This window comes from Bifidobacterium sp. LH_558, from assembly GCF_056356295.1.
The window spans coordinates 293209-312455 of the sequence record NZ_JBKETZ010000001.1 but is presented as its reverse complement, the minus strand read 5'-3'; the positions used below and the strand labels follow the sequence as shown (position 1 = coordinate 312455).

Below are 19247 nucleotides of genomic sequence, written 5' to 3'. Positions count from 1 at the left end.
CGGATGAGATCCTTCGACTCCGCTGCGCTCCGCTCAGGATGACGAGGAAAGCCACGTCGGGATACCGAGGAACGTCGTATACGGCGAAATCATCGTTTCATAAGAGCGCTGGCTAGGCTCCGGAACGTATCGGCCAACGGCGTATCAGCCAGCGAGCCATCCTCAGCCAATACGGCCGGGCAGCCATCCTCACCGGTCTCACGCATCTCAGGCAGCAACGGCAGCTGCGCCATCAGCGGCACCTCATATCCCAGCGCCTCGGTCAGCTGGTCGGAGACGCGCTGGCCGCCACCCGCGCCGAAAATCTCCAAACGCTCGCCCTTATGCTCGTAAAAACTCATATTCTCCACCACGCCACGCACCTTCATCGGCACCTGCAGGGCCACCAAGCCGGACCTCACGGCGATGTCAGAGGCGGAGGGCTGCGGCGTGGTGACCACCACCAGTTCCGCATTCGGCAGAGCCTGCGCCACCGAAATCGCCATATCGCCCGTGCCCGGCGCCAAGTCGAGCAGCAGCACGTCGGGCTCGCCCCACCACACGTCGGAGAGGAACTGCTCCAGCGAGCGCTGCAGACGCGGCCCGCGCCACAGAATCGCACGGTCGGCCCCAGCGAACATACCGATGGAAATCAGCTTGACCCCCCACGCGGTCACCGGCATCAGCATGCCGTTGAGATTGGTGGGTTGGGTGCGCACACCGAACAGGCGCGGCAGGGAGAAACCGTAGATATCCGCGTCGATGGCGGCGGTGTCGTAGCCCATCGCGGCGAAGGTGGCGGCCAGATTCGCCGTCACCGAGGATTTGCCCACGCCGCCCTTGCCCGAGGCGATGGCGAAGATGCGGGTTTTGACGCCCGGCTTGGTGAAGGGGTTCTGTCTGCGTTCCGCCTTGAGGTCGGCGACCAGGTCGGCGAGTTTGTCTTGGCTCATCGAGGAGACTTCGATATGTGGGGTGAGCGCGGCGTTCGGATAGGAGGCGACCGCGCCGTTGATCTGGTTGGTGATCGTCTCGCTTAAGGGGCAGCCTTCGACCGTGAGCTCCACGCGTACCGTCACGTCGTAGGACTGGGGCTCGGGCTGGTCTGATTGGGTGGACGGGACGGCCTGAATGGCGGCGATCATACCCAAATCGGTGATCGAACGGCCGAGTTCGGGGTCGATCACCCGGCTGAGGCGTTCGTAGATTTCGGCTTCGATCTGGCGTGCGTCGACCATAAGGTTCCTCCTTCACAACAACGCATCCCACCCTAGCGGCAAGCCACGCGGCTTTCCAGAGCGCGACGCGGGGATTTTGCGAAATTCGCCATCCCCGAGTCTTTCGGGGAGCATGGACGGGCGAAATCAAGCCGTAGGCAGAACTGTCACCGCTTCGCCATAGGCTGGACGCACCGCCGCAATTCCGCGGTGGTCCGACGTCAGGTGTTTCCCGTGTCGAAGACGACACCCGTTGCCGCGCGTCGGTACTTCCATGAAAGACAACCATTATGAGAAAAGTTCTCGCCGCTCCAGGCACATATATCCAACACGAAGGCGCGCTTTCCGCACTGGCGGACGAATGCGAGGGGCTGGGCGCCTCCAAAGCGTATCTGATCGTCGATTCGTTCATCGACGGCATGTATCGCGACAGCATCGTGTCCAGTTTCGAGTCCAAAGGCATGCCGTACGTCTACGCGGTGTTCGGTGGGGAATGCTCCGACGATGAGATCACCAAGCATCGCGAAGCCCTGAACGGTTCGGATATCGTGTTCGGCATCGGCGGTGGCAAAAGCATCGATACCGCCAAGGCGGTCGGCTATTACGCCGGCGGCCTCGACGTGGCCATCGTGCCGACCGCCGCATCATCCGACGCGCCCTGCTCGCGCCTGTCCGTGATCTACACCCCCGACGGACAGTTCGACCATTATCTGCCGCTGGTCAGCAATCCGACAGCGGTGATTATGGACGTCGAACTCATCGCGAAAGCGCCGATCCGACTGCTGGTGTCGGGACTGGGCGACGCGTTCGCCACATATTATGAAGCCGCGGCCTGTGTGCGGTCGAACGCCATGACCATGGTCGGCGGGCATCCGACGCACGCCGCGTTCGCCATGGCCAAACTGTGCCACGAACTGGTCACCGGCGAAGGCGCGAAGGCCGTCGCCGCGGTCCGCAAGGGCGCGCGCACCCCGGCCGTGGAAAGCGTGATCGAAGCGAACACCCTGCTCAGCGGACTCGGATTCGAAAGCAGCGGACTTGCCGCCGCGCACGCCATCCACAACGGTCTGACCGCGCTGGCCGGCACCCACCGGTATCTGCACGGCGAGAAGGTGGCGTACGGCACGCTCGCCCAGCTGGTGCTGGACGATCAGCCGCTGGATGTGTTGCGGAAGGAATACCGGTTCTTCCGCACGGTCGGACTGCCGACCACGCTGGAGGGCATCGGCATCGCGGACGCCACCGACGAGGATCTGCTCAAGGTCGGCGAACTGGCCTGCGCTCCGGACGACACCATGGGCAACATGCCCTTTGCGGTCGCTCCGGGTGATGTCGCCGCCGCCCTGCGCGCCGTCGACGAGCTGAACGGCATTATCGACTGAGATTGGGCAGGTCGCACGGAGCGAGTCCCACCCTCCCTCCGTGTGACCTGCCACGCTGTTCGGTTGAAGCGTGCAGGCATATAGCCAATGTTCTTCGTGAGGGGTTGGAGAGGATTTCAGTTGTCGCAAAATTTGCGATAACTGCCTCGCGCTACTCTGGGGTGAGATCAGATTGAGAAAGGAACCGCGGAACGATGTGGCTGTGACGGTGACGGATTGCGCTGAAGAGGAGCGTGCGCGTTGATGCGCACTGCCGCGCGTCGCCTGCCGCTGCCGTCGTAATCGTGGAATCGTCACAGTGCGCCCAGGCATCAAGGAGATGCTATGGCACAGTATTCCGTACTTTCGTTATCACATATCTCATTCGCGTATGAAGGCGCTCCGGAACCGTTGTTCGAAGACGTCAACGCGACTTTCCCGCGCGGCTGGAGCGCGATATTGGGCGACAACGGTATCGGCAAATCGACTCTGGCGAATATCGCCGCTGGGCGTTTGGCTCCGGACCAAGGCACGGTCAGTCCGTCGCCGCGCGGAATGATCATCGCCTACTGTCCGCAGCGCACCGACGAGACTCCCGAAGGACTGGAGGATTTCGCCGCCGATTGGTCGCCCGAAGCGATGATGGTGCGCGAAACGCTCGGCATCGACGACGAATGGTGCTACCGATACGACACCCTGTCAGGAGGCGAAGCCAAACGTTTGCAGGTGGCCTGCGCGCTCGCCGCACGTCCCGACGTGTTGGTGCTGGACGAGCCGACCAACCATGTGGACGGTCCGACCCGAAACTCCATCGCACGCGCCATGCGTACGTTCCGCGGCATCGGCATCGTCATCTCCCACGATGTCGCGCTGATTGACGCGACCTGCGAGCGGTGCGTCTGTTTCGAGCGGCGGCATATTCGCGGACGCAACGTCACGCAGGTCATCACCTATGCCGGAGGATATTCTCAGATGATTCAGTCGCGTCGGGAGCGGGAACGGAGCGAGTCGGACGCTCTGTCCGCGGCCCGTCGCGAATCCGCCCGTCTGGCTGATATCCAGACGGCGCGCCACACCAAGGTGCAGCAGGTGGAGGCGGCCAAACGTCAGGGTCGGCGGGTCGATCCCAAAGACCATGACGCGCGTGCCGCCCGCAAACTGGCGCGCTCCACCAGTCTGGACTCCGGCGTGGGACGCTCATATTCCCAGCTCGATGGGCGCGTCGCCGCGGTCCGCGCCCAAGCGGAGAATCTGACGACCGCGGCGAAACGGTACGGCGGAAACATCTGGCTGGATATCGAACCGAGCCATCGCGCCGAACTGGTGCGTCTGGAATCCGGGGTGATTCGTTATGGCGGCGGAACGGACGCTGCCGAGCGGAATGTGGGTCCGTCCTGCGGCGGGGCGGACTCGGCTGTTGGCCAGCCTGTGGTTGCGAACGCCCGGTTGCTTGTTGATCCCGATGGCGTTTGGCGGGTCGAGCCGGCGGGACTTTCTCAGGGCCAATCGAAAGACTTTTGCGGAACCGGCGGCATAGCGATTCCGACGTTGAGTGTGGGGCCGCGCGACCATATCACCATCACCGGTCCCAACGGATTGGGCAAGTCGACGCTGGTCCGCGCGCTGGTGCGGGCGGTGTCCGGCGACGTGCCGTACCTTTATATCGCACAGAGAGTGGCGCAGTCCGAATGCGATGCGGCGGTGGCGGAGCTGGGGCGACTGACGGCGGAGGACAGGACGCGTGTGCTTGCCGCCTTCGCGCAACTCAACGCCGACCCCGACGTGCTGGTGTCGGGGCGGCCCCTGTCGCCGGGGGAGTCGCGCAAACTGCTGTTGTGCCTTGGATTGGTCCGCGGTCCGCAGCTGATCGTTATGGACGAGCCGACCAATCATTTGGATTTGAGTTCGAAAGAGGTACTGAACCGGGTGTTGCGTGACTTCCGGGGCGCGGTGATTGTGGTGAGCCATGAGGTGGGTTCGCACGGAGCGTGGGGCGACTGAGTTCCGTGCGCTGGCAGCAGATATAAAAAGGTCCCCTTCCCGAAAGGAAGGGGACCGAATGACTCATAAAGTCACGAGACTCTCTATCAGATGTGGAAGTAGAGCTCGTACTCCAGCGGGGTCGGGGCCAGACGGGACTGGTCGATCTCGTCGCGCTTGAGGCCGATCCAGGTCTCGATCAGGTCGTCGGTGAAGACGTCGCCCGCGGTGAGGAAGTCGTGATCCTCCTCCAGCGCGTCCATGGCCTCGGCCAGGGAGCTCGGCACTTGCTTGATGCCCGCGTGCTCTTCCGGCGGCAGCTCGTAGAGGTCCTTGTCGACCGGCTCCGGCGGCTCGATGTGGTTGAGGATACCGTCGAGACCAGCCATGAGCTGGGCGGAGAAGGCCAGGAACGGGTTGCAGGAGGGATCCGGCGCGCGGAACTCGATACGCTTGGCGGCGGGGGAGGTGCCGGCCAGCGGGATACGGATGGCTGCGGAACGGTTGCGGGCCGAGTACACCAGGTTGACGGGCGCTTCGAAGCCCGGCACCAGACGGTGGTAGGAGTTCAGCGACGGGTTGGTGAAGGCGAGCACCGCGGAGGAGTGCTTGATCAGACCGCCGATGTACCAGCGGGCCAGATCGGACAGGCCGGCGTAGCCCTTCTCATCGTAGAACAGCGGCTTGCCGTCCTTCCACAGCGACTGGTGGCAGTGCATGCCGGTGCCGTTGTCGCCAGCCATGGGCTTGGGCATGAAGGTGGCGGCCTTGCCGGCCAGAGCGGCGGTCTCGTGGATGACGTACTTGTACTTCATCAGGTCGTCGCCCGCGTGCTGCAGGGAGTTGAAGCGGTAGTTGATCTCCTGCTGGCCCGCGCCGGCCACCTCGTGGTGGGCGCGTTCCAGGGTCAGGCCGACCTTCTGCAGGTTGGCGACCATGTCGTCGCGCAGATCCTGGTTGTGGTCGATCGGCGGCACGGGGAAGTAGCCGCGCTTGACGCGGTTCTTGAAGCCGATGTTCGGGGTGCCGTCCTCTTCGGTGTCCACGCCGGAGTTCCACGGGGCCTCGATGGAGTCCACCTCGTAGAAGGAGCGGTTCATGTCGTTGGAGAAGCGCACCTTGTCGAAGATGAAGAACTCGGCCTCGGGAGCGAAGGAGGCGGTGTCGGCGATGCCGGTGGACTTCAGGTAGGCCTCGGCCTTGCCGGCGACCTGACGCGGATCGCGGGAGTAGGGCTCGTCGGTCAGCGGGTCCACGATGGAGAAGGAGACGTTCAGCGTCTTATGCTTGCGGAACGGGTCGATGAAGGCGGTCTCGATATCCGGAACCAGCTTCATGTCGGACTCGTTGATGGCCTGGAAGCCCTGCACGGAGGAGCCATCGAACGGCATGCCCTCGTCGAAGGCGTCCTTGAGGAATTCGCTGGCCGGCACGTTGAAGTGCTGCTGGACGCCGATGAGATCGGTGAAGCGGATGGAGACGTACTCCACGCCTTCCTGGTTGATCAGAGCCTCGGCATCGGCCTTGGATTTGAGTTCGGTCACGGGACCGCTCCTTTCGTGAGAAACGTTACGAGTGTTAAGCATAGGAATATGCGTTTCGCTCACTCGCGAGTTGGGTTACGAGAGTGTTACATCATGGTTCGCCATGGTGCGAAAGGCGCGTGATGACGCGGTTTCGCCGGGTTTTGCGAGAGAGTGCGTTTTTCAGGTTGTGGACGCAGGAATACGAAAATCCCCGCGGCGCGTGGGGCATCGCGGGGATCTGTAAGAGATTTTCGAGGGGCCGTGCCGATCAGCGGCCGCGCATGGCGCGACGGCTCACACGCTGCGGATGCGTGGGGTCGATGCCCTTGGGGATACCGTATCCGCCCTTGGTCTGCAGGGTGCGCAGACGGTCGTTAAGCGTGTCGAGCTCGGTTTTGGTCAGCAGGAAACGACGACGCGGGTGGATCTTGGCAAGCAGCGGATTGCTGTGGTTGGTCTGCTCGTAAGCCTTCTTCTTGGTGACGGCCTTGCGCACGTCCTTCAGCGGCACCTGATGCTCGCCGTTGCCCACCGCGATGCGGTACACGGGGATGGCGGAGCCGGCGGTCACGCCCTTGATGCTGTGCTCCTGACGGTCCATCGCCTTGGACACGCGGCCGTAGTCGCCCTCGCCGATCAGATAGATGCCGTTGATGGAGGTGCCGCGCCAGATCGCATCCTTGGTTTTGGCATCGATCCACACCGGCTGCTCGGGGAAGGTGAAGCCGGCCTTCTTCATATTGCTCAGTACGCTGACGGCCGCGCCCGGGCGGCCTTCCAGCTGGCGGTATCCGACGCGGTCGGCGCGGTGGGTGAGCATCATGGTGGCGAACAGCAGACCCAGCATGATCGCTGTGATCATCAGGAAGATCCAGCTCATCACCGACCAGTGGAAGACGATGCCGGCGATCACCATCACGACGATCGGAGCCACGAACACGCCCGCCAACAGCCAGGGCAGCTGCTTGTCCTGCGCGTAGGTGTACTTGAAAATCTGGATGATCTGCTTGATAGTGCCGGGCTTCTTCTCGGCCTTAGCGTCGTTCTGAGCCATCTCTTTCCTTCACTGCAATATGGATGAACACACTGGGCAACAAGTCTATCAGCATCGCCGCCCATGCGTCAGCGCGTGTGCAAGGGGCGGCCGTCGGCTTTGAGCAGGGCCTCGCCGAGCGTCTCGCTGAATGTGGGGTGGGGGTGGATAAGCCGCGCGGCCTCGGACAGAGGCGTGCGCGCGCCGACCAACTGCTGCGCTTCGGCGATCAGATCGGAGGCGCCGGGGGCGACGATATGCACGCCGAGCACCACGGGCACGCCCGCCCGGTCGGTCGTCTCGCCGCTGACCACGCTCATCGATCCTCCCGCGCCGCTCATCATCATGCGCGCGTTGCCCAGCATGGGGTATGCGGTCTGCCTCACTTCGCGCAGGTCGTCACGCTGCTTGGCCTGCTCTTCGGTCAGTCCGACCGTGGCCGCTTCGGGGGAGGAGAACACGATGCCGGGCACGGTAGCCTCGTCCACGGGGCGGGGGTTGAGTCCCGCGATGGCTTCGGCCACCACGATGCCCTGTTCGAAGGCGCGGTGGGCGAGGGCATGGCCGGGAGTGATGTCGCCCACCGCCCACACGCCCGGAACCGAGGTGCGGCCCAGCTCGTCGACCTCCACCAACCCGTGCGCGTCGCGATTGACGCCCAGCGCGTCGAACCAGGGCGCGTTGGTGTTCGGGTCGCGGCCGATGGCGGCCAGCACCACGTCGGCCTCCACGTCGCTTTCGCCACCGTCAGCCTTCGTGTAGCGCACGGTCGCGCCGGTGCCGGAGTCGGTGTCGACAGCGGTGATGGAGGCGTTGGCGACGACGGTGACGCCCTGACGTTTGAGTTCGCGGGTGAGCGTCATGCCGGTGCGTTTGTCCCATGCGGATAGCACGCGGTCCTTGCGGATGATCAGCGTGACCTCGCAGCCTGCGGCGTTCCACATGGAGGCGAATTCAAGGGCGATGGCACCCGCGCCGACGATCGCCGCGTGCGAGGGGAACTCGTCGAGTTCCAGCGCCTGAGTGGAGTCGATCAGCGCGCCACGGAACGGCTCTCCCGGCAAAGGTCGGGGCCGCCCTCCGGTGGCGAGCACAATATGTTCGGCGGTGATCGTCGAGACTCGCGGGGCTTCGCCGTCGGCGGAATCGACCGCAAGGATGCGGATGGTGTGCGCGTCCGTCGGCTCCGCCTCACCGCGCAGCACCTCGATGTTGCGTTGGGCGAGCAGTCCCGCCAGTCCCTTGGTCATGGTCGCGACGGCGCCGACGCGATACTCTTTCAGACGGTCGTAGTCGATTCCGGACACGCTCGCCCGCACGCCGAACACGTCGGCGTGACGCGCGGCGTCCATGGCATGCATGGCGGTGATCAGCGCCTTCGAGGGGATGCATCCGCGGTTCAGGCAGGTGCCTCCCACAGTGTTTTCGCGCTCGACCAACGCGACCGACATCCCCAATTCGGCCGCGCGCAGGGCGGTCGCGTAACCGCCCGGTCCCGCGCCTACGATCGCCACGTCATACTGCTGGGTCATCTTGTCTCCTTGGGCTCGGGTGCGGGTCGCGCCCCGCGTCTGACGTCCATCGTAAAGCAAAAAGCCGCCCGAGTCGGGCGGCTTCGATGGATGGGAATCAGTCCTGGGGGTATTCGCCACGCTTGTTGCGCGCCTTGGGAAGACGCCAGCGGCGCATCTGGATGGCGCGACTCCACGCGTAGGTGCCGGAGCGCGAACCCTTGGCCACGGAGGCCTCGCCGAATTTGGCGACCAGCTTCTTCTTGAGCTTGCGCCACATGAGCCACGTGTCGATGATCACGGCGAACAGATAGCCGTACATGAGAATCATCATGGCCATCGAGATGGCGACGTTCTGCACGAACACGGACAGAATCATGGACAGGATCAGAATGCCGAAGGCGACCGGAATGAAGAACTCGCCGATATTCCAGCGGGCGTCCACATAGTCGCGGATATAGATGCGCCAGGGCAGACGTTCCGCTTTGGGCATACGGCTCAGGTCGCCCTTCTGCATCGCCTCGTATTCGGCGTTCTCCTTTTCGCGCATGCGTGCCTTGGCGGCCTTCGCGCTGGCCTTGCGATCCACCGGCACCAACGGGCGCAGATTGGCCGCCTGCGCCTCCTTGCGCTTGGGGGTGGCGTGTCCTTTGCCCTGGGAGGAATCGGGTTTGGGGGACTCATTGACAGGCTCCTGGGCCTGCTCCTTTTTGAACGGGTTCCATGTCATGATTGCAGGTTACGGTGACGTATAGACGCATGAATACAAGGTGTCAGGCGCTGTGATTCCGCGGATACAGGTGCACCGGAGGCACCCGTCGCGGCCGGCGCGCGCATCCGCGCCAACCCGAGAACATGAGGAAAGGACCATCATCTATGGCAGATCTCACCGCACAGGACATCCGCTCGCGGGTGGAATCCGATTGGGAGCGCATCGTCGGCGTGCTGCGTGACAAAATCGCGATCCAGGCGATTTCCGCGCACGGCATCACCGGCGAGCATATGAAGCGTTCGGCTGAATTCGTGGCCGAGCAGATGCGCGAGGTGGGTGTGGACGCGAAGGTCGCCCAGGCGCATAATCCCGACGGCACCCCCGGCGCGTGGGAGGTGATCGGTTCGAAGATCGTCGACCCGAACGCGCCCACCGTGCTGCTGTACGCGCATCATGACGTGCAGCCGGTGCCGGATCCGAGCGAATGGAACACCGACCCCTTCGTGGCCACCGAAATCGATACGCGCCTGTACGGCCGTGGCGCGGCCGACGACGGCGGCGGCATCGCCATCCATTCCGGCGCGCTCAAAGCGCTCGGCGACGACCTCAAGGTGAACATCAAGGTGTTCATCGAAGGCGAGGAGGAGATGGGTTCGCCGAGCTTCATCCCCTTCATCGAGGAGCATCGCGAGGAATTCGAAGCCGATGTGATCATCGTGGCCGATTCGGGCAACTGGTCCGCCGAAATCCCCAGCCTGACCACCTCGCTGCGCGGCAACTCCTGCGTGGACGTGACCGTCAAGGCCTTGGAGCATCCCGTGCATTCCGGCCAGTTCGGCGGCCCGATCCTCGACGCGAACACGCTGGCGGCCATGCTGATCGCCTCCATGTACGACGCCAACGGCGATCTGGCGGTGCCGGGAGTGGCCGCCGAGGAGCCGATCGGCGGCCTGCAGCGCGACCTCGACGAGGCGGATGTGCGTGCCGACGCGGGTGTCGTCGACGGCTACCGTTTCGCCGGCACCGGCTCGCTCGCCGCGCGCATGTGGACCAAGCCGAGCGTGAGCGTGATCGGCTTCGACGCGCATCCGGTCGAAGGCTCGTTCAATGTGATCGCCCCCGAAACCACCTTCCGTCTTTCCATGCGCACCGCGCCGAACCAGCGCCCCGAGGAGGCGCAGGACGCGCTGGCCGAGTTCCTCGTCTCGCACGCCCCCTTCGGTGCCCAGGTGCGCGTGGACAAGATTGAGAACGGCATGGGCTGGGCCATGGATCCGAACGCCGAAGCCACCAAGGATGCGCTTGAGGCGATGGAGGAGGCCTTCGGCGTGGCCCCGATCAACAAGGGCGAGGGCGGGTCGATTCCGTTCATCCCCGAACTGCAGCGCATCTTCCCCGAAGCCCAGGTGCTCGTCACCGGACCGGAGGATCCGAAGGCCAACGCGCACAGCCCCAACGAGTCCCTCTCCCTGCCGGGCCTGAAGAGCAACGTGGTCACCGAAGCGTTGCTGCTTGACAAATTGGGCAGGTGATGTTTTACACTATGTGAGTTGACACGGGGGCTGCTGTCCAAAGCGGCTGAGATGAGGGGTTTCCCTCGACCGAATGAACGTGAGTCCAGATAATGCTGGTGCACGGACGTCGCTCTTTTCCCGTGCCTGAGAACACGCGCCGAACGCCGGCGTGTGACGAGAGAAAGGCACATCAATGTCTCAAACCATCGCCAAAGCCAACTATAAGTGGCGTGTCGTCGATATCGCCGTCGCATCCGTGATCGGCGTCGCCTCCGCCCTGATCTACTGGGGCGTTGCCACCGCGACCTATGCTCCCTGGGAGGCCATGGACGTGCTGGTTCCGGGTCTGCCCGGCCTGTTCAACGGACTGTGGCTGTTCGCCGGACCTCTGGCCGCCGTGGTCGTGCGCAAGCCCGGAGCGGCCATCTACGCCGAGGTCGTGGCCGGCGTGCTCGAAGCTCTGATGGGCAACCTGTGGGGCGGCATCGACACCTTCCTGATCGCCTTGTTGCAGGGCCTGTTCGCAGAAATCGCCTTCCTGATCTTCGCCTATAAGAAGTGGAACCTTTCGGTGATGCTGCTGTCCGGCGCGCTTTCCGGCCTCGCCTGCTGGGGCTACACCTTCTTCACCCACCTGCAGGGCATGAGCGTCACCGGCTCCTACGGACTGTTCTATCTGGTCACCACCGTCATCTCCGGCCTTGTGTTCGCCGGCGTGTGCATGTGGTACCTGTACCTCGCCATCGCCAGGACGGGCGCGCTCGACAAGTTCGCCTCGGGCCGTGAGGTGCGCGGAGTCACCGCCTGACCATCCAAGAACCAGCCGTCCGCGCGTGGCCGATCGCGACCGCGGTCCGCCGCGTGCGGTACGGACGGGTTTTCTCCCCAAGACTTTGGAGCGGCATTATGATCGACAACGCGACCCTGCGGTTCGACAACTGGGGGTATCGTCATGCGTCCCGCAGGCATTTCGCCGTACGGGGATTGAATCTCAGCATTGAAGCCGGGCAGCGGGTGCTGCTGTTGGGGGCGTCCGGCATCGGCAAATCCACCATTCTCGAAGGCGCGGCCGGACTGCTCGGCGGTAGTGATGAGGATGGAACCGCCCAAGAGGAGGGAACAGGCGTCGTCACCGACGCGGAAGGCGGTGTGACCGAGGGGTGCGTGCTTGTCGACGACGTGCCCGTGCATCAGGCGCGCGGCCGTGTGGGACTGGTGCTGCAGGACCCGGACGCGCAGGCCGTGTTCCAACGCTTGGGCGACAATGTGGCGTTCGGACCGGAGAATATGAACGTGCCGCGCGAGGAGATCTGGCCCCGCGTGGACGACAGCCTCGCCGCCGTGGGGCTCGCCGGCGTGCAGCTGCACCGTTCCGTGCTGCATTTGAGCGGCGGACAGATGCAGCGTCTCTCCCTGGCCGGAGCGCTCGCGATGCGTCCGGGCGTGCTGCTGCTCGACGAACCCACCGCCAACCTCGATCCCGACGGCGTCGAACAGATCGTCGACGCGGTGCGCATGGTGCTGGCCGAACAACACTCCACCATGGTGCTGGTCGAACATCGCGCCGGCCCGTGGATCGACCTCATCGACCGCGTGGTCGTGCTCGGCCTGGCCGATGACGGCGCGGATGCGACCCGGGTCACCCAAGGTGACGACGACGAGGAGATCGACCACGCCGTTTCCAGCCGCACGGTGGTTGTGGCCGACGGCACACCCGACGAGGTGTTCCGCGATCCCACCCTCGACTTCGCGGCGCTCGGCATCTGGCTGCCGGAACGCTACCGTGGGCCGAACGACGAGATCCGACGCATCCACACCGATGACGAGCCCGAATATCCGGCCGATGCCGGCAACGGCGAGGTGCTGCTTTCGGCCCGCGACCTGGCGATCGGGCGCAACGGTGAAGCCATCGGCGAGCATATCGACCTGGACTTCAACGCGGGGCAGATCACCGCATTGGTCGGCGCGAACGGCGCCGGCAAATCCACGCTGTCGCTGACCTTGGCCGGTCTGCTCGAACCCGTCGGCGGACGGGTCGAAGCCGCTCCGGCGTTGGCGTCGGGCGCACGCGGCGACGCACCCATCGCATGGCGATCCACCGAACTGGCCTCGCGCATCTCCTACGTCTTTCAGAATCCCGAACACCAGTTCGCCTGCGGCAGCGTGCTCGAAGAAGTGATGCTGGGGCCGCTGCGCGCCGGCGTGCCGCAGCCCGAAGCCGAGTCTCGCGCCCGCGAGCTGCTCGAACGCTTCAATCTCAGCCGCTACGAACAGGCGAATCCGTACACGCTTTCCGGCGGTGAAAAACGCCGTCTCACCGTGGCTTCGAGTCTGGCCGCCGCACCCCGCGTGCTCATCCTCGACGAGCCGACCTTCGGGCAGGACCGCCGCACATGGATGCAGATCGTGCGGTTGATCCACTCGCTTCGCGGCGACGGCGTGAGCATCATCGTCGTCACCCACGACCGCGAACTCGTCACCGCGTTGGGCGCGCGTCTGGTCGAACTCGTGCCGGACGGCGCCTCGGGGGAGTGGAACGAACGGCGGGCGGACGACTCGTCCCGCGACCGTATCGCGGTCTCGCCGGTGAACGAACGCGAGGAGGAGGCCCGGGCTTCCAGCCGTTCGCCCTTCCTCGCCTCGCTGAATCCCGCCTATCGTCTGATCGGCGCGTTCCTCGTCTCCCTGCCCATGCTGCTCAGTCTCGACTGGGTGTCCGCGGGAGTGGCATTGGCATTGGAAGTCGCCGTGCTGATGGTCATAGGCTTCACGCCATGGCGCATCGTGCGATCCACATGGCCGATTTTCATCGGCGCGCCCGGCTCGGCGCTCGCCGTCTGGCTGTACGGCAAACAGGGCGGCGACACCTGGTTCCAATGGGGCATGATCCACGTCACCGACCGTTCCACCGAACTCGCCGTGGCCACCGGCCTGCGCATCCTCGCCATCGGCATCCCCGCCATCATCACGATTCTGGGAGTGGATGCCACCGATCTGGCCGACGCGTTCAGCCAGATCCTGCGTCTGCCCGACCGCTTCGTGTACGGCGGACTGGCCGGCATGCGCCTGTTCTCCGTATTGCAGGACGATTGGGCGGCGCTCACCGCCTCACGTCGCTCCCGCGGACTCGGCGACGACAGCAAGGTCAAGGCCTTCTTCCCGCAGGCCTTCGCGCTGCTGGTGCTGTCGATCAGACGCTCCACCACGCTCGCCACCGCCATGGAGGCGCGCGGATTCGGCGGCGCCGGCCCGCGCAGCCACGCGCGCGTCAGCGAAGTGCATACGCGCGACCGCATGTTCCTCGTCGGATGCCTCGCATTGCCGATTGTGGCGCTGGCTGTGGCGGTGTTTGCCGGCAGCTTCTCCTTCCTCGGCAACTGACGCACAGGACCAGCTGATTTCCTCGTCCTAAGCGTCTTCGCCATCGGCGGGCAGGAATGCGAAGACGACCCACATGTCGCCTTCGCATTCGGCGCTCAGCGTCCCGCCGTATGCGGAGAAGTCCTGCTGCAGCCCGTGCAAGCCGTATCGTCCGACGGGAAGATCCGTGATGGATTCGTGCGCGGCGAGAGGATTGATCTGGGTGACCTCCACGCCCTGTCGGGTGAGAAGGACGGAAAGCTCGTAATGACATCCATGAGGTGCATGCCGGACGATATTGGTGTGGATTTCATGCAGTAGCGTGAGAATAAGGTGTTGTTTGTCGGCGCTGAGCTTTACAGGTGTGTCCGTCTGAGTGGTGACGCTGCCGGAAAAACCGAGGGCACGAAGATTCCCGCCGTCCTCTTCCATCATGCGTGTGATGCCCTTCACAAGGTCCTCATGGGAGGAGTCCTTCTCGGACGTGGCGTCGCCATTGACCTGTTGGAGGTATTCGATGGCTCGGTGGGTGTTCGACAGGGCTTCCATCGCCGCGTCATTGATTATCGCCCAAGGTTGTTGATCGCCATCCAATCCAAGCCGTATCTGTCGTTGGGCGATCCGCGCGATTGACGACATCTGGTTGGTGACGGCGCTATGGATTTCGTTGGCCGCTCGAATGGCTTTCTCGCTGTCCCGCAGCCGTATGCTCGCCACCTGTGCCGCATGCTGGTTTGCCACGAACTGCTCACGCCACCGCAATGCGCTGCCCAGTAGGGCGGCGAACACGAAAGTCACCAGGAAGGCGACCAACGCGCGGCCTCCTGATGCGCCGCCGGCGGCCGTCTCCAGAAGTTGGGCGATGGATGCCGCGCATAGCGCCGCGAATGTGGTCGCATTGTTCGTCTGATAGGCGAGGAATCCGATCACGGTGACCAGCGCGTATATGGGAGTGGCCGCGGTGTCGGTATACAGCATCGTCATGCTGGCGTCGCAGACGAGAGCGATCACAAACACCATACGAGGACGAATCGGCGCAAGCACGATCAGCACGCATTGCGCGGCGGACAGCACTATGGCCGGCCATTGCGCCGATGGACGTGCGCACCATTCGGCGATGCATACGAGCTCGACTCCCAGAACGATCGCCCACTGAACGGGATGATGAATGCGTTTCACGATATTCATGGGAGCCTATCTGTTGTTGAGCCATATAGCTACCGCTTGGCGGGAGGTTCGGGCGCCGAGCTTCTTCATGATGTTGTGCATATGCCTGCGGACGGTCGCCTCGGCAATGCCGAGACGGTCGGCGATTTGTCGGTCGACAAGTCCGCATGTCGCCACAAGATCGAGAATCTCTTCCTCCCGTATGCTCAAAATCGCCGGTGCGGGCTCATGCTTCAGTCGTATCTGAGCCATCACAGGGGACTCGAATCCCTCCATGACCTCTCCGCATTGCATCAGATGGATGCCGCGGACGATCTCATCCTCGTCGTTTTTGCTTATCAATCCCTGCGCTCCGGCATGAACGGCCTTGTCATGGTACATGGTTGTGGAAAAACTGGTGATTGCAAGCAAACGGGTTTTAATGTTTCCCAATCGTATATGACGGCATAATGATGGGCCTTGAATGCCTTCGAGAGACATGTCCACCAGTAGCACGTCGGGGACGTCTCGAGGGGTTGAGCAATGCTCCAACGCCTGTCGCGCGGTGGTGGCGGTCCAGATCGGTGATGCGAATCGAATCCGCTCATGGATGATCCGGATGAGCGAGCGTAATGCCATTTCGTCGTTATCGACTATGGCGATACGACAGAACGCCATGGTCTCCGGACGCATATGCGTGGTCGGCGTTTGCTCTTCCGTCCCCATGGTTCAGCCCGTTCCCGTAGTATTCAACGAATTCAACCGCCATACTATCGAAGATGGTTGCAACGCGGAACCTTCGCCGAGGAGCGTATGCACAAATGTTGTAGTGGCGGAAACCCCATGGTCATGCACAAAACAACCATGCGATTGTTGCCCGACGGACCGTAGGCCACATACCCTGAACCAAGAAGACTCCATCGGAGCTGATGAGAAGGGGCAATCATGAAAGGAATGATCCGGTTTGGCGCGGCCGCCGTCGCCGTTATGACGCTGGCGGGCATGTCCGGCTGTTCGCAGACGGCGGACGGTGGGCAGCGAGAAGCGGATGGTGCGGCAGGGGAGTCCAGCGGCCAGACCTCTGGCGGGGGCGCGCCGCAGAACAGCGGCCGGGACATCGGTTCGGGCGTAGCAGGCGAGAAACTGGCGAACTCGCTGGACGAATACATCGACGTGTTCATCTCGAACCAATTCGAGCCCGCGTCCGATTACGAGAAAACCGTGATGGAGCATGCCAAGGCCGATGGCGGCGTGACGGCGGCTGACTACGAGGACGCGTGGTCGACCTATAAGTCGTGCATGCTCGACAAGGGATATAAGGAGATCATTTTGATCAAATATCCCAACGGCATCTACGAGGAGGCGGTGCATTATTCGGGCACCGACTCCCAGGAGGAGAAATACGATGCCGATCAGGCGTCGTGCTTCGGTAATGTGAACATCGTGGCGGAAATCTACGCCGTGCAGCAGGGCAACGGTTCGCTGCTGTCCAACCGGGACGAGGCGATCGTGGACTGCCTGCGCCGTAACGATCTGGTGCCGAAGGACTACACCGCGGAACAGTACGCGCGTGAGCGCGCGGATGGCGAACTCAGCTATGACGCGCAGGATATGGGCGTGCGGGGTTGCCAGGCCGCCAATAATTCGTTCGTGGGATTCGCCGATGATCCCGTGGAGAAGCTGTGGTGAGACGCAAGGTGTCCGGCACATGGGTGCGGGAATCGCAGCTGTTCCGTTTTTTCAAGCGGCGATGAGCCGTAATGACGTCGGCTATGCGACGGTTCTTCCCTATGCTCAACCTGCTTGTTTCGCTCCGTCGAATAATGCTCGCGTCCGATTCATACGTCGCGCTGCTCGCGGCTCGTGTGCGCGAAATCTTCCCCTTTCGGGGAATGCGGGAAAGGGAATGTCGGATGTGGGAGCCTTGCTTTTTGTTAGGATTGTTTTCAGAAAACCCCCAGAAGAGGGGAGGGGCCCCACCTGAAGTGCGACGGAGGCAGTATGGACCACGAAGTGACCATTGGCATAGTGGACAACGACCGGTTCGTGCTGCCCAGCCTGAAGACCAGCATCACTGAATTGCTGCCCGACGCGAAGGTCATCTGGACCACTGCGGACGGCGGCGAGGCCGTGCAGTATTGTCTGCGCGCCTCCACTCGGCCCAAGGTGCTGCTGGTCGATATGAGTATGGAAGGGGTATCCGGCATTTCCGTTTGCCGCCGCATCCGCGCGCGCATCAGTAAGGTGGGTATTCTGGCGATGGCCGCCTATTCGTTGGACAAGTACGCGGAGAAGGCTTCGCTCGCCGGCGCGCAGGGCATTGTGGGCAAGGCCGACGAGCAGCTGATTATCACCGCGCTGCGCACCGTCGCGTCGGGTGGCACTTGGGGAGACGGATTCGAATCCCCTTTGACCGCGCATGTGCGTCTGAAAAACCAGTCGGGTATGAGCGCGGTGCTCACCGACCGCGAATTCGAGATCATGGATTCCTTCGCGGCGGGCATGTCAATCAAAGCGATCTCCGAAACGTTGAACATCACCCCGGAGACGGTGAAGAAGCACGGCCAGCGCGCGATGCACAAGCTGGGCGCGACCTCGCGTTGGCAGGCCGTGGCGATGTGGCTGAACTCCGAGGCGTAAAGCCATGGAACGGGAGCGTTTCACACGCGGAGGGGACGGCCATCTCGCCGGGTCGGTGCCGCTGGCGCTCAACCCCGTAAAACATCCGATTCGCATCGCCCAAACACTCGTTCTGCTGCTCTGCGGATTCTGGGAGTGGTATTTCACGCCACCGCAGACCATGTCCGGAGTGGTCACCGCCACTATATTCATGATATTGCTGCCTCTTGCGGGAGTGTTCCCCGTGCCGGCCAATCTGGCGCTGCTGCTCAACTTCTGCGTGACCTGCCTGTTCTTCCACGTCGAGGGACCATCCCAACTGCTTGGAGTCTCCTATGCCCTGGGCGTCCTCACCTATGACATCAGCACGAAGGCGGGCGTGGTGCTGGCCATACCCGTGGTGTGCTCGCTGGCGTACCACAGTTCCCATTACCCCGATTTCCGCTGGTTCTCCGGCTATGCGCAGGTGCCGATTCTGATTCTGCTGCTCACGCTGCTGCTGTTCTTCAGCCATACCAGCCGCCGCCATTCGCTGCTGTACGAGGCGCAACGCAAGATTGAGGAGGCCGACGCGCTCAAACGCCGCGTCACCGTGGCCCGCATCGTGCATGATTCGGTGACCGGCGATCTGTCGAATATCGCACGCATCGCCCAGCGGAGAATCCGCCGCGTCGAATCCGAGGAGGACCGCGAGGCGTGGCGGCAGATCAACGATCGTTGCCTGCGCGTGCTCGACAGCGTGTACGCGGTGATCCGCCAGTTAAGCGACGAGGACGAGACGGAACTGAGCAGCGAACGCGGGCGCGTCGGCGCGGACGGTCGCCGGTTCGTGGACGTGCTGCGAGAACGGACGGAGGAATGGACCGCCTCGCTCGCGCAATCCGGATTCATCGGCGTCTCGCGCGTCATCGACCATGTGCATGGTTTCCAAACCGACAATCCGAGCGATATCCGCGAGCGCAAAGCCTGCGTGCTCGACATGCTCGACGAGGCGTATGCGAACATCATCCGGCATGGGGTGCCGGGCGATGATTCCTTTTCCGTAGTGGTCACCGTGGAGAAGAACCAGATCGAAATCGTCGCCACGAATCCGCTGGCCGATAACGCGCAACTCGACGAAATCGACGATGACGCGGATTTGCTGCCGCTGCCAGGCGGGCATGGATTGAAGATGCACCGCGCCGAAGTGGAGCGGCTCGGCGGCGTGCTGTCCGCCGACGCCGAGGACGAGCATTGGATCCTGTATGTGCGTGTCCCTCGGCTGGTCGGAGCGCGGTAGTGCGGTAGTG

15 protein-coding genes are annotated in these 19247 nt (G+C 63.3%); 8 read left to right on the top strand and 7 right to left on the bottom strand.

Features of this window, described 5'->3' with window-relative positions; genetic code table 11:
* Positions 1-89: 89 nt before the first annotated feature.
* On the bottom strand, positions 90-1217 hold the full coding sequence (locus AC1AV0_RS01420) for an Mrp/NBP35 family ATP-binding protein (protein WP_476570709.1): 1128 nt from the start codon (positions 1215-1217) through the stop codon (positions 90-92).
* 269 nt (positions 1218-1486) lie between these two features.
* Between AC1AV0_RS01420 and AC1AV0_RS01415 the strand changes: the two genes are divergently transcribed.
* Both AC1AV0_RS01415 and AC1AV0_RS01410 read left to right on the top strand, forming a co-directional pair.
* Positions 1487-2578 (top strand): glycerol dehydrogenase, encoded by a 1092-nt coding sequence (locus tag AC1AV0_RS01415; RefSeq protein WP_476570708.1) that lies wholly within the window; start codon positions 1487-1489, stop codon positions 2576-2578.
* Positions 2579-2902: 324 nt separating this feature from the next.
* Positions 2903-4558 (top strand): ATP-binding cassette domain-containing protein, encoded by a 1656-nt coding sequence (locus tag AC1AV0_RS01410; RefSeq protein ID WP_476570707.1) that lies wholly within the window; start codon positions 2903-2905, stop codon positions 4556-4558.
* An 86-nt stretch (positions 4559-4644) separates the two neighbouring features.
* On the opposite strand, the gene glnA is transcribed toward AC1AV0_RS01410, so the two are convergent.
* The 4 genes from glnA to AC1AV0_RS01390 form a co-directional block, all read right to left on the bottom strand.
* Positions 4645-6081: a type I glutamate--ammonia ligase gene (glnA, locus tag AC1AV0_RS01405; protein WP_476570706.1), complete on the bottom strand. Its 1437-nt coding sequence runs from the start codon at positions 6079-6081 to the stop codon at positions 4645-4647.
* Between the two features lie 250 nt (positions 6082-6331).
* The gene (locus AC1AV0_RS01400; RefSeq protein ID WP_476570705.1) at positions 6332-7117 is read right to left on the bottom strand and encodes a DUF4191 domain-containing protein; all 786 of its coding nucleotides are present in this window, start codon (positions 7115-7117) and stop codon (positions 6332-6334) included.
* A 68-nt stretch (positions 7118-7185) separates the two neighbouring features.
* Entirely contained in the window at positions 7186-8628 is a 1443-nt protein-coding gene (gene lpdA, locus AC1AV0_RS01395) for a dihydrolipoyl dehydrogenase (protein ID WP_476570704.1), read from the bottom strand.
* 97 nt (positions 8629-8725) lie between these two features.
* Positions 8726-9337, bottom strand: coding sequence for a DUF3043 domain-containing protein (locus AC1AV0_RS01390; RefSeq protein WP_476570703.1), 612 nt, complete (start codon positions 9335-9337; stop codon positions 8726-8728).
* Positions 9338-9483: 146 nt separating this feature from the next.
* On the opposite strand from AC1AV0_RS01390, the gene AC1AV0_RS01385 reads away from it, so the two are divergent.
* From AC1AV0_RS01385 to AC1AV0_RS01375, 3 genes are all read left to right on the top strand, one after another.
* Entirely contained in the window at positions 9484-10851 is a 1368-nt protein-coding gene (locus AC1AV0_RS01385) for a M20/M25/M40 family metallo-hydrolase (RefSeq protein ID WP_476570702.1), read from the top strand.
* A 175-nt stretch (positions 10852-11026) separates the two neighbouring features.
* The gene (locus AC1AV0_RS01380; RefSeq protein WP_476570701.1) at positions 11027-11641 is read left to right on the top strand and encodes an ECF transporter S component; all 615 of its coding nucleotides are present in this window, start codon (positions 11027-11029) and stop codon (positions 11639-11641) included.
* A gap of 98 nt (positions 11642-11739) precedes the next feature.
* The gene (locus AC1AV0_RS01375; protein WP_476570700.1) at positions 11740-14214 is read left to right on the top strand and encodes an ATP-binding cassette domain-containing protein; all 2475 of its coding nucleotides are present in this window, start codon (positions 11740-11742) and stop codon (positions 14212-14214) included.
* Between the two features lie 27 nt (positions 14215-14241).
* On the opposite strand, the gene AC1AV0_RS01370 is transcribed toward AC1AV0_RS01375, so the two are convergent.
* Together AC1AV0_RS01370 and AC1AV0_RS01365 are read right to left on the bottom strand one after the other, a co-directional pair.
* Entirely contained in the window at positions 14242-15381 is a 1140-nt protein-coding gene (locus tag AC1AV0_RS01370) for a sensor histidine kinase (RefSeq protein ID WP_476570699.1), read from the bottom strand.
* Between the two features lie 6 nt (positions 15382-15387).
* A complete protein-coding gene (locus AC1AV0_RS01365; protein ID WP_476570698.1) occupies positions 15388-16065 on the bottom strand; it encodes a response regulator in 678 nt (225 codons plus the stop codon).
* 219 nt (positions 16066-16284) lie between these two features.
* Between AC1AV0_RS01365 and AC1AV0_RS01360 the strand changes: the two genes are divergently transcribed.
* The 3 genes from AC1AV0_RS01360 to AC1AV0_RS01350 all read left to right on the top strand — a co-directional run bounded on the left by AC1AV0_RS01360 (position 16285) and on the right by AC1AV0_RS01350 (position 19237).
* Positions 16285-17028, top strand: a complete 744-nt coding sequence (locus tag AC1AV0_RS01360; protein ID WP_476570697.1) for a hypothetical protein — start codon at positions 16285-16287, stop codon at positions 17026-17028.
* A gap of 312 nt (positions 17029-17340) precedes the next feature.
* A complete protein-coding gene (locus AC1AV0_RS01355) occupies positions 17341-17979 on the top strand; it encodes a response regulator transcription factor (protein WP_476570696.1) in 639 nt (212 codons plus the stop codon).
* 4 nt (positions 17980-17983) lie between these two features.
* Positions 17984-19237, top strand: a complete 1254-nt coding sequence (locus AC1AV0_RS01350) for a sensor histidine kinase (protein ID WP_476570695.1) — start codon at positions 17984-17986, stop codon at positions 19235-19237.
* The last annotated feature ends 10 nt before the right edge of the window (positions 19238-19247 follow it).